10 protein-coding genes and 1 pseudogene are annotated in these 10,401 nt (G+C 72.2%); 5 read left to right on the forward strand and 6 right to left on the reverse strand.

What is annotated here, in order from left to right; translation table 11 throughout:
• Positions 1–8 precede the first annotated feature (8 nt).
• Entirely contained in the window at positions 9–1,097 is a 1,089-nt protein-coding gene (locus tag U870_RS0114170; RefSeq protein ID WP_025158042.1) for a helix-turn-helix domain-containing protein, read from the reverse strand.
• A 99-nt stretch (positions 1,098–1,196) separates the two neighbouring features.
• Here U870_RS0114170 and U870_RS0114175 point away from each other — a divergent pair, with 99 nt between their 5' ends.
• The 5 genes from U870_RS0114175 to U870_RS0114200 all read left to right on the forward strand — a co-directional run bounded on the left by U870_RS0114175 (position 1,197) and on the right by U870_RS0114200 (position 4,781).
• Positions 1,197–1,388 (forward strand): hypothetical protein, encoded by a 192-nt coding sequence (locus U870_RS0114175; RefSeq protein WP_025158043.1) that lies wholly within the window; start codon positions 1,197–1,199, stop codon positions 1,386–1,388.
• A gap of 550 nt (positions 1,389–1,938) precedes the next feature.
• On the forward strand, positions 1,939–2,385 hold the full coding sequence (locus tag U870_RS0114185) for a MaoC family dehydratase N-terminal domain-containing protein (protein ID WP_081815305.1): 447 nt from the start codon (positions 1,939–1,941) through the stop codon (positions 2,383–2,385).
• Complete coding sequence (locus tag U870_RS0114190) at positions 2,385–2,819, forward strand: MaoC family dehydratase (RefSeq protein ID WP_025158045.1); 435 nt, start codon at positions 2,385–2,387, stop codon at positions 2,817–2,819. The genes U870_RS0114185 and U870_RS0114190 overlap by 1 nt, the downstream gene beginning before the upstream one ends.
• Positions 2,816–3,961 (forward strand): UDP-N-acetylmuramate dehydrogenase, encoded by a 1,146-nt coding sequence (locus U870_RS0114195; RefSeq protein WP_025158046.1) that lies wholly within the window; start codon positions 2,816–2,818, stop codon positions 3,959–3,961. The genes U870_RS0114190 and U870_RS0114195 overlap by 4 nt, the downstream gene beginning before the upstream one ends.
• A gap of 100 nt (positions 3,962–4,061) precedes the next feature.
• Complete coding sequence (locus U870_RS0114200) at positions 4,062–4,781, forward strand: hypothetical protein (RefSeq protein WP_025158047.1); 720 nt, start codon at positions 4,062–4,064, stop codon at positions 4,779–4,781.
• 114 nt (positions 4,782–4,895) lie between these two features.
• Here U870_RS0114200 and U870_RS0114205 read toward each other — a convergent pair whose 3' ends face one another.
• The 5 genes and pseudogenes from U870_RS0114205 to U870_RS23210 form a co-directional block, all read right to left on the reverse strand.
• Positions 4,896–7,010 carry a RecQ family ATP-dependent DNA helicase gene (locus U870_RS0114205; RefSeq protein ID WP_025158048.1) on the reverse strand — a complete coding sequence of 705 codons (2,115 nt, stop codon included), beginning with the start codon at positions 7,008–7,010 and terminating at the stop codon, positions 4,896–4,898.
• Positions 7,011–7,110: 100 nt separating this feature from the next.
• A complete protein-coding gene (locus tag U870_RS0114210) occupies positions 7,111–7,923 on the reverse strand; it encodes an ABC transporter permease (RefSeq protein ID WP_025158049.1) in 813 nt (270 codons plus the stop codon).
• Positions 7,920–8,798, reverse strand: a complete 879-nt coding sequence (locus U870_RS0114215) for an ABC transporter ATP-binding protein (protein WP_025158050.1) — start codon at positions 8,796–8,798, stop codon at positions 7,920–7,922. Before U870_RS0114215 ends, U870_RS0114210 begins: the two co-directional genes overlap by 4 nt.
• Positions 8,799–8,873: 75 nt before the next feature.
• Entirely contained in the window at positions 8,874–9,461 is a 588-nt protein-coding gene (locus U870_RS24040) for a hypothetical protein (protein WP_025158051.1), read from the reverse strand.
• A gap of 8 nt (positions 9,462–9,469) precedes the next feature.
• A pseudogene (locus tag U870_RS23210) lies at positions 9,470–10,401 on the reverse strand (LiaF domain-containing protein); the annotation flags it as partial.

A 10,401-nucleotide genomic window follows, 5' to 3' on the forward strand; every position in this document is an offset into this window, starting at 1 on the left:
TCGGGGGGTCAGCGCAGCAGGCTCTCGACCAGGTCGCGGCCGAGCCGGGTGGTGGTCGCCACCTCGAGCTCGTACTCCACGTAGCGTCCGCGCCGGGTCGCCGTGACGATCCCCGCGTCCCGGAGGGCCGCGAGATGGCGGGAGACCTCGGGCGCGGTCAGGCCCCAGGCCTCGGCGAGATCGGCGGTGGTGTGCGGCCCGCGCAGGAGGCTGCGGGCGAGGCGCAGTCGGACGGGATGGTCCAGCGCGTGCAACCGCTGCTGCACCACCTCCACCGGGACCAGCTGCGGCGTGCGGCCGCCGGTCGACGGGTACTGGATGACGGGACGCCAGCCCGGGGCGTGCACGACCAGTACGTGCGGGTGCCCGAACACGCTCGGCAGGAAGACCACGCCGCGATCGTCGGCGGTCGTCGCGCTGTCCTGCAGCTTGTCCACCACGAGGCAGTGCCGCTCGGCGTCCACCGTGATCGCGGGGGAGACGGCTTCGAGCACCCGGGCGACTCCCGCGGTGGCGAGCAGGTCGGACATCCGGCGGGCGTCGTCGACGAGCTGCGGCTTCACCCCGGCCCACACGTCGGAGAAGAAGGCGGCGTCGCAGTCCTCCAGCAGGCGGCGCACGCGGGAGCGGGCGCGGCCGGGATCGTCGAGCACGACGTCGACGAACCCGAGCTGGCGGGGTCCGCGCGCCTGCGCGCGCTCGCGCGCCAGCCTCCGCGCGGCTGGATCCACCAGCGGAGACCCCAGCTCACGGAACAGGGGAATCGTCCCGCAGCTGCTCGTGAGCAGCGCGGCCGACACCCACGTCTCATCGTCCAGCCGGTCCATCGCATCCAACTCGTCGGCGAGGGTCGGCCCGGGATCCGCCGGCAGCAGCATGTCGGCGCGCGACGTGCGCCACAGGAAGTCGGCGTCGATCAGCCGGTCGAGCAGCTGCGGCTCCGTCGCCGCGGTCGTCGCGGTGACCCAGCCGTTCTGCGTCGGATGGTGCGTCGGCTCGACCAGCAGATGCATGGCCGCGCTCAGCTCGGCGAGAGGGGAGGGCGCGAACGAGAGCGGCTCCGCCGCCGTCCGCGGGAGTTCGATCGTGACGCTCATGCCCCGAGTCTGACCCCGCGGCGGCCGCGGCGCCACGACGATTGACGGAGTGCGTCAATCGACGCGCGGAGGCGGCCGGCCGTCGCGCACTGTTGCGGCATGATCCTGATGCCGTCCGACGTGAACCTCCCGCCCGCCCTGCACCGCGCCGCCGCCGCTCCACTCCGACGAGAACTCCGTCGAGCGGAGCGCCGGTCGCGACGCACCGCCCACGCCCGGCTGCTGCGCGAGCGCCTGGACGCCGCCGACGCCGTCCGGAGCGACGCCGAGCGACGGCGGTTCTGGCTGTGACGGGTGCTCGAGCCGGCCGAAGGTGGCCGCGCTCCGGGCGACACGGCAACGTTCGCGCGCCACGCCGGTGTTCGCACGACACGCCGGTGTTCGCACGACACGCCGGTGAAGGGCGCGCGAGCCGATGCCTCGATGGAAGGAGCCGACGGCCTACGATTCGGCCGCTCCGGGTGCGGGGATCACGCCCGATCCGCGACAATCCGGGGATCTTCCCGACGGCCGGTCCAGGCCGCACCCGCGTCCCGATGTCGGTGGTCGGCCCTATAAAGGGGGCCGAGGCAAAAAAGTCGCAAAACACTACATCTAGTGGAATGACAATCGTGTCATTAGGGTTATATAGTGGGTGAACACCGCGAGAAGCGGTGAAAAACGAGACTTCAGGGGAGGCCATCATGGACTACGAAAACGACAGCGTCGGCGGCTACGCGGTTCCTGTGGACCCGATGGACCTGCTGCAGTGCGACAGCTGCCAGTAGGCGCTGACCATACGTGAAGAGAACCCCGGCCAGGCGGCCGGGGTTCTTTTTTCGTGGCCCCGTAGAATCGTCGGGTGCCAGTGAATCCAGCTCTGCAAGGCCGCGCGTTCCCGCCGACCGCCCCCTACCTCGTCGGCCGGGAGAAGGTGCGCGAGTTCGCCCGCGCCGTGTTCGCGACCGACCCCGCCTCGTACGACGTCGAGGCGGCCCGAGCGGCCGGCCATGACGACCTCGTGGCCCCTCCGACGTTCTCGATCGTCGTGCAGCAGCTCTCGCTCGACCAGCTGCTCGCCGACCCGGAGGCCGACATCGACTTCAGCCGCGTGGTCCACGGCGATCAGCGCTTCACCTTCACCCGTCCCGTCGTCGCCGGCGACGAACTCACCGGGACGCTCACCGTCACCGCGGTCAAGTCGCTCGGCGCCCACTCGATGGTGACCGCCGAGACCGTGATCGTCGACGCGGCCGGCGAGCACGTCGTGACCTCCACCTCCACCCTGGTCGTTCGAGGGGACGAATGATGACCCAGCAGACCGCACCCGACTTCGACACCCTCTCAGTGGGCGACGTCATCGCCGAACGCGACTACGAGCTGAGCCGCGACGCGCTCGTCCGCTACGCCGGCGCCTCCGGAGACTTCAATCCCATCCACTACCGGGACGACATCGCCACCTCCGTCGGGCTGCCCGGCGTCATCGCGCACGGGATGCTGACCATGGGGCTCTCCGTGCAGCCCGTCGTCGACTGGGCCGGCGACCCGGCGCGCGTCGCCGACTACCAGGTGCGCTTCACCCGGCCGATCCTGGTGGACCCGGCCAGCGGTGCGACCGTCTCCGTCACGGCGAAGGTCGGCCAGCTCGACGCGGACGCCCGCGTCGCCCGCGTCGACCTGACCACCACCTTCAACGGCGAGACCGTGCTCGGCAAGGCGCAGGTGCGGGTCACCCTGGCATGACCGACGCATCGTCGCCCACCCCGCTCGCCGCCCTGACCACGATGCGAGTCGGCGGCGCTCCGGCACGCCTGCTCGCGCCGGCCGACCGCGACGCACTGGTCGCCGCGGCCCTCGACGTCTGGGCGAGCGGAGACGACTGGCTGCTGCTCGGCGGCGGCTCCAACACGATCGCGGGCGACGACGGATTCGACGGCACCGTCCTCCGGATCGTGACGCGCGGCGTCGAGCGGCTCGACGCCCCCAAGGGCCGTGTGCGCCTGCGCGTCCAGGCGGGCGAACCCTGGGACGACCTGGTGGCGCTCACCGTGCGCAACGGCTGGGCGGGCATCGAAGCGCTGTCGGGCATCCCGGGCTCGACGGGCGCCGCCCCGGTGCAGAACATCGGTGCCTACGGGCAGGAGATCGAATCCGCCCTCCTCGGCGTCGAGTTCCTCGACTACCAGAGCGGCGAGATCCAGACCCTCTCGAAGACCCAGCTCGGCCTCGGCTACCGGATGTCGGTGCTCAAGGGCGGCCTGCAGGGCATCGTCCTCTCCGTCGACCTCGAGCTGGCCGACAACGCGGTACCCGGCGGGATCGGCGCGCCGCTCAGCGCACCCGTCGCCTACGCGCAGCTCGCCGACGCCCTCGGCGTCACGATCGGCTCCCGCGTGCCGGTCGCCGAACTGCGTCGCGCGGTGATCGCGCTGCGCTCCTCCAAGGGAATGGTCCTCGACCCGGACGACCCCGACTCGGTCAGCGCGGGCAGCTTCTTCACCAACCCGATCGTCTCGGAGGACTTCGCGCGCTCCCTGCCCCGCACCGCGCCGCGCTGGCCGGTGACTCCACCGGAACCGGCCGCCGTGATCGGACTCACGCCAACGGGCGTGCACACGGCCGACATCCCGCCGCTCGCCGACGGGCCGTACGACGTGAAGCTCTCGGCGGCCTGGCTCATCGAGAACGCGGGCATCCGGCGCGGGTACTCCCTGCCGGGCTCCGGCGCCGGGATCTCCACGAAGCACACCCTCGCCATCGTCAACCGGGGCGGAGCGACCGCGCAGGACGTCGTCCAGCTCGCCTCGTTCATCCAGGCCCGCGTGCAATCCGAGTTCGGTGTGCTGCTGCGCCCGGAGCCCGTGCTCGTCGGGACGGTCCTGTAGGCGACCGCTCGGCGGTCTCTGAGAGTTCTCACACGCGCGGAATCTAGGCTTTCGACAGCACGGCGCACCCGTACCGCCGTCGACCGAAGGGGCAACGACCATGGGATTCCTCGACCGCCTCCTGGGACGCGAAGAGCCGCAGGCCTCCGCCGCGCCCGCACCTGCGTACGCCACGACCCAGGGCCAGGGCCAGGGCCAGGCCGCGCGCAGCGACGACGAGATCGCCGTCGAGCGCTACCGCTACCTCCTGCGCACGGCACCGCCCGAGACGATCGAGCAGGTGCACGAGGAGGCGTTCACGAAGCTGACGCCCGAGCAGCGCCGGCTGCTGTTCCAGCAGCTGAGCGAGAACGCTCCCGCCGGCGAGCAGCCGCGTGGCGACGATCCGCGCGCGCTGGCGCAGGCGGCGACACGATCCGAGCTGCGTCAGCCCGGGACCCTCGAGCGCTCGCTCGGCGGTCGAACGGGCGGAGGTCCCGGTGGAGGCATGGGCTTCGGCGGGATGTTCGCGAGCTCGCTTCTCGGCAGCGTGGCGGGCTTCGTGATCGGATCGGCTCTCGTCGGCGCGTTCCTGCCGTCCCCCGCGGACAGTCAGGCCGGCGGGGACGGCGGTGACGCCAATGACGGCTCGGGCGCCGACACCGGGGCAGACACCGCGGGAGCAGACACTGCGGCAGCCGATGCTTCGGGAGGCGACGCCACGAGTGCCGACGCCGCGAGTGCCGACGCCGGCTGGGGCGGCGACAGCGGTTGGGGCGGTGACGGCGGCGGCTGGGGCGACTTCGGCGGGGGAGACTTCGGCGGCGGCGACTTCCTCTAGGTGTCGCCCCTTGCGGCCCTCTCTGCCGGCGCCGAGGTGCCCACCCGCGCAGCACGGCGCTCAGCCTCGTAGGGCGCCCAGCCTCGCAGCTCGCTCAATCTCGCAGCAGAGCGCTCAGCCTCGCAGTGCGGCGGCGAAGGGCAGGACGGCGGAGGCGCCCGCTGCGAGCAGTGCCCTCCCGGCGACCGTGATCGTCCACCGACTGTCGACCAGGTCGTCGACGAGCAGCACCGGTCGGCCCGCCGGAACCTCGAGCCCGTCGACGCCGAACCGGTCCCAGACCGCCGCCAGACGGAACGCGCTGTTGCCGCCCGGGTCGCCCGTCGGTCCGCCGCCCCGCAGGGAGAGCGAGCCGAGGAACGGGAGCCGACCGGCATCGGCGAAGCCGCGCGCGAGCGACTCGACGAACAGCGGACGTCGCCGTGACGGCATCGCGACCACCGCGGCCGGCCGCTCCGCCCAGTCCCAGTCGGAGAGCACGCGGATGCACGCCGCGATCAGTGCGGGCGAGCAGGGCGCGTCGGGCGCCTGAGCGGATAGGACCTCGCGGAGCCGTCCGCCCCAGCCGAGATCCGTGAGCCGCGCCAGCGCGCGCCCGGGCTGCAGCTGCTCTGCGGGCGGGATCTTGCCGCGCACGGCGACGCCGAGCCGGTCGGCCCCGGTCGGCCAGAGCTTGCGCGGCTCGATCTCGACGCCCACCCGGTCGAGCATCGCCGCCACCGAACCGGACGCCTCCTCGGCGATCGCGCTCGGGTACCACGCACCCGCACAGTTGTCGCACCGGCCGCAGGGTGCGGCGGCCGGGTCGTCGAGGGACTCCTGGAGGAACTGCATGCGGCAGACGTCGGTGCGCTCGTACTCGAGCATGGACTGCTGCTCCGCCTCCCGCGCCGCCGCGATCCGCTCGTATCGCTCGCGGTCGTACACCCAGGGCTGCCCGGTCGACACCCAGCCACCGGAGACGCGGCGGACGGCGCCGTCGACGTCGAGCACCTTGAGCAGCAGCTCCAGCGTCGACGCCTTCAGATCGACCCGGCTCTCGAGCACGCGGGTCGACTGGGTCTCGTGCGAGAGCGCGTCGAGGACGGCCGCCGCCTTCTCCTCCGACGGCATCGAGGCCGTCGCGAAGTACTGCCAGATGGCCCGGTCCTCCGGACCGGGGAGGAGCAGGACGTCCGCGTTCTCGGTCGCACGGCCGGCACGGCCGACCTGCTGGTAGTACGCGACCGGCGACGACGGCGCGCCGAGGTGAACGACGAATCCTAGGTCCGGTTTGTCGAAGCCCATTCCGAGCGCACTCGTGGCGACGAGCACCTTCACCTCGTTGCGTTTGAGCCGGCCCTCCAGATCTTCCCGCTCGGCGGTGTCGGTCTGACCCGTGTAGGCGGACGCCTCGTATCCTGCCCGGCGCAGGACCCGGGCGGTGTCCTCCGCCGCGGCGACGGTCAGTGTGTAGACGATGCCGCTGCCGGGAAGCGCATCGAGGTTGCTCGCCAGCCAGGCGAGGCGGGCGGTCGCATCCTCCAGGGCCAGCACGCCCAGCCGGAGCGAACGGCGGGCGAGAGGCCCCCGGATGGTCAGTACGTCGGTGCGACCTCCGGCACCGCTCTGCCCCGCGGCCCCGCCCATCTGCTCCGCGACGTCGGCGACGACGCGCTCGTTCGCGGTCGCGGTCGTCGCCAGGACCGGCACGCCGTCGGGGAGTGCCGCGATGAGATCGCGCAGCCGCCGGTAGTCCGGGCGGAAGTCATGCCCCCAATCGGAGATGCAGTGCGCTTCGTCGATCACCAGCAGGCCACTGCGGGCGACGAGGTCGGGCAGGTGCTGGTCGCGGAAATCGGGGTTGTTGAGCCGCTCCGGGGAGACGAGCAGCACATCCACCGAGTCGTCGCGGAGGCGGGAGGAGACGTCGTCCCACTCGTGCCGGTTGGCCGAGTTGATGGTCACCGCCCGCACGCCCGCCCGCTCGGCGGCGGCCACCTGGTCGCGCATGAGGGCGAGCAGGGGCGAGACCAGGATGGTCGGTCCGGCGCCGCGCTGCCGCAACAGCATGGTCGCCACGAAGTACACGGCCGACTTGCCCCAGCCCGTGCGCTGCACCACCAGAGCCCGGCGCTGCTCGTCGACGAGCGCGGCGATCGCCTCGAACTGACCCGGGTGGAAGTCGGCGTCCTCCCGGCCGACGAGGGCGCGCAGGCTCGTGACGGCGAGGTCTCTGGTGGTGCTCATGCTGCCATCGTTCCAGAGGGGGCCGACGCCCGACGCCGATCGCCGCGGATCCGTGGAGAAGTCGCAGGCGTACAGGGCTGTGGAGACGTCGGGGCTGTGCTCAGCCGTCCTTGCGGATCCAGCGGAAGGTCAGCCGGCAGGCGATGAGCCCGGCGAACAGCCAGATCAGCAGCACCACGGCCATCCAGCCCAGCTGCCAGCTGCCGCTCGGCTCCTGCGACTCGAACGACGCGGGCAGGAAGACGCTGCGCATGCCCTGCGCGATCCACTTGAGCGGGAACACGCTCGCGATGTTCTGCAGCCAGACCGGCAGCAGGTTGAACGCCAGGTAGACGCCCGAGATGAACTGCAGCACCAGGACGATCGGGATGATCACCGCCGTCGCACTCTTGCCGGTGCGGGGCACGGCGGACAACGCGATCCCGAGCACCGCCGAGGTCACGATCCCGAGCAGGTAGATCCAGAGGAACCGCAGCCAGAGCTCGGGATCGGTCGGCAGTTCCACGCCGAAGGCGAGCCGGGCCATCAGCAGCAGGAGCACGATCTGCAGAGCACTCGTGACGATGACCTGGCCCATCTTGCCGATGAAGTACGAGACGACCGGGAGCGGCGTTCCGCCCAGGCGCTTCAGCGTGCCGTTGCTCTTCTCGACGGCGATGTCGACGGCGAGGTTCTGCACACCGCTGAGGAGGATGCCGGCCGCGATCATCCCCGGCAGGTAGTACGCGGCCTGGGTGATGCCGCCCGTGCCGTCGGGCGCGGCACCGACCTTGCCGAGGCCTTGGAAGGCGACCGAGAAGATCCCCAGCATGACGACCGGGAAGAGGAAGGTGAAGAAGATCGTGTCGCCCTGCCGGAAATAGGTCAGGGTCTCGTACCGCGCCCGGGAGAGCCCCAGCGGGATGGTCGTCATGCGGTCGCCTCCTCGGCGGGTGCACCCGTCTCGCGCACGAGTTCGAGGTAGATGTCCTCCAGGCTCGGGCGGATCACCTCGAGGTCCCGCGGTTCGCCGCCGAGCTGCGCGGTGAGCCGCGCGACCACGGCGCCCGGCCGGTCGGTGCGCTCCTGCTGGGGCGCCCCGGCCGCGTCGCGCCAGCGGACGATCGGAATGCGCGCGTCGGCCCCGCCGATCGCGTCCACGGCCCCCAGATCGATCAGCGTCCCGCGGGCGATCACGGCGACACGGTCGCTGAGCTGGGCCGCCTCGTCGAGGTAGTGGGTCGTGAGCAGGATCGTCGTGCCCTCACGCTTGAGATCGCGGATGAGATCCCAGAACTGATGCCGTGCCTCCGGGTCGAAACCGGTCGTCGGTTCGTCCAGGAAGAGCAGTTCCGGGCGACCGACGACCCCGAGGGCGACGTCGAGGCGGCGGCGCTGCCCGCCCGACAGATTGCGGATGCGGGTCTTCGCCTTGTCGGTCAGCCCCACGGCCGCGATGAGCTCGTCCACGTCTCTCCGCTTCGGGTAGAACCGGGAGAAGTGCACCAGCTGCTCGCGGACGGTCACATCGGCGGCCTCGATGCCTGATTGGAGCACGATCCCGAGCCGGGCCTTCCACGCGGTGCCGCCGCGCTGGGGGTCGACGCCCAGCACCTCCGCCGTCCCGCCGCTGCGGTCGCGATAGCCCTCGAGGATCTCGATGGTGGTGCTCTTGCCGGCGCCGTTGGGGCCGAGGAGAGCGAAGGTCTCGCCCTCCTCGATGTCGAAGTCCACACCGCGCAGCGCCTCGAACGAGCCGTACGTCTTGCGCAGGCCACGGACCGAGACAGCCGAACGGGCGGGGGTCATGCCCCCATCATGCCCCGCGCGGGGTCGTGCCGTCTGCCCGATTCGGCCGTCCGCCCGGTCTGGCCTGTCTGCGGGTCAGGCCGTGTGCCTGCGGCGTTGCGCCGACCGGATCGCGCCGAGCAGGGCGAACACCACGATCAGCACGCCGGCCGCCGCCAGCCACAGGGCCCACGCGCTGCCCGGCGTGAGGGCGGCCAGCCAGACCTCGACGGCGGCCAGACGCTCGGGAGCGGAGAGGACGAACAGCATCCCACCGGCGAAGAGCACCAGCAGCAGCCCCCACACGACGCCGCCCCAGCGGATCGGCGCGCGCGACGCGGCGGGGGCCGGCGTCCAGGCGGCGGGAGGCGGGGGAGTGAGCCAGGGCTCGGCGGGGAGCGAGCGCGTGGGCGCCGCATCGGCGGGCGCCTCCGAGGGGGAGGCGGTCTCGGGGAACACCTCCGTGGGAGCGGCCGATGCGGGGAGCTCCTCCGTGAGGCGGTGCGCCTCCTCGGCGTTCGCGGTGGTCTCCGTGTTCGCGGTGGTCTCCGTGTTTGCGGTGGTCTCCGTGTTCGCGGTGGTCTCCGTGTTTGCGGCGGTCTCCGTGTTTGCGGTGGTCTCCGCGTTCGCTGTCGCAGCCGGCTCGGCGCTCTCGGACGGGTTCGGGGTCGCGTCGGTGGTCATGGCGTTCCTCACTTCTGCTCGCGCTGGACGAGCACCTCGTCGAGCTGGGCAATGCGGACGACGGTCTCCGGCGCACCGGCCGGGCCGATCAGGATGTTCGTGCTGCAGCCGCCGAGCGGGCGCGGCTCGCACTGGTGGACGTGGCGGGTGCCGGAGGGGTCCGTGACGATCACGCCCGCGGGGGTGGCGGCCATCAGCCGGACGGTGGCGTCGGCCGGCACGATCAGGGTGGTCGGGTCGGCGCCCTTGGCGAGATCGATCTCCGGCGTTCCCGACGCGATCACGGCGTCCGTCAGGTCGATCGTCGTGCGCCCCCAGCCCTGCACGTAGGCGGCGTCGCCGGACGGCGTGACCGTCTGATCCGCGCCGGCGACGATCGAGGTGGCGGAGAAGCTCGCCCGCGTCCCGCCCGGAAGCACGGCCGTGAGCGCGGTGAGCGCGGCGAGGATGAGGCCGAAGGTGATCAGGAAGCCGCTGCGGCGGCGGGCGAGACCCGCGATGAGGGCGGCGACGCCGAACACCAGGGTGGCGGCCGCGAACGCGGCGGTCGGCACGTAACCGGACAGGCCGGTCAGGGGGATCCAGAGCGCGGAGACCACGGCTCCGGCGATGATCGCGAGTCCGACCGTCAGCCAGCCGAGGGCGGCGCCCACCCGCGGGTTGGCGGCGCGATACGCCGCACGACGGGCGTTCGCCGCGGCGTTCGCGGCCGACGCCTGGGAGCGCATCTCGGCCGAGCGCTGCGCTTTCACCGCGCGCATGTCCGCAGCCAGACGCGCCTTCCAGCGGGCGTGGTCGGCCTTCCACTCGGCCTGCCTGTGCTGCCAGTCCGCGACGTCCGCGGGGCTCGCACCCACCGTCGGGACCGGAGGGGCGACGGGTTCCGCGGTGATGTCGAGCGGAGGGGTCGGTGCGCCGGAGGCGGCGGTCGTGGCGGTCG

The sequence above is a fragment of the Leifsonia aquatica H1aii genome (assembly GCF_000633535.1).
Taxonomy (GTDB): domain Bacteria; phylum Actinomycetota; class Actinomycetes; order Actinomycetales; family Microbacteriaceae; genus Leifsonia; species Leifsonia aquatica_A.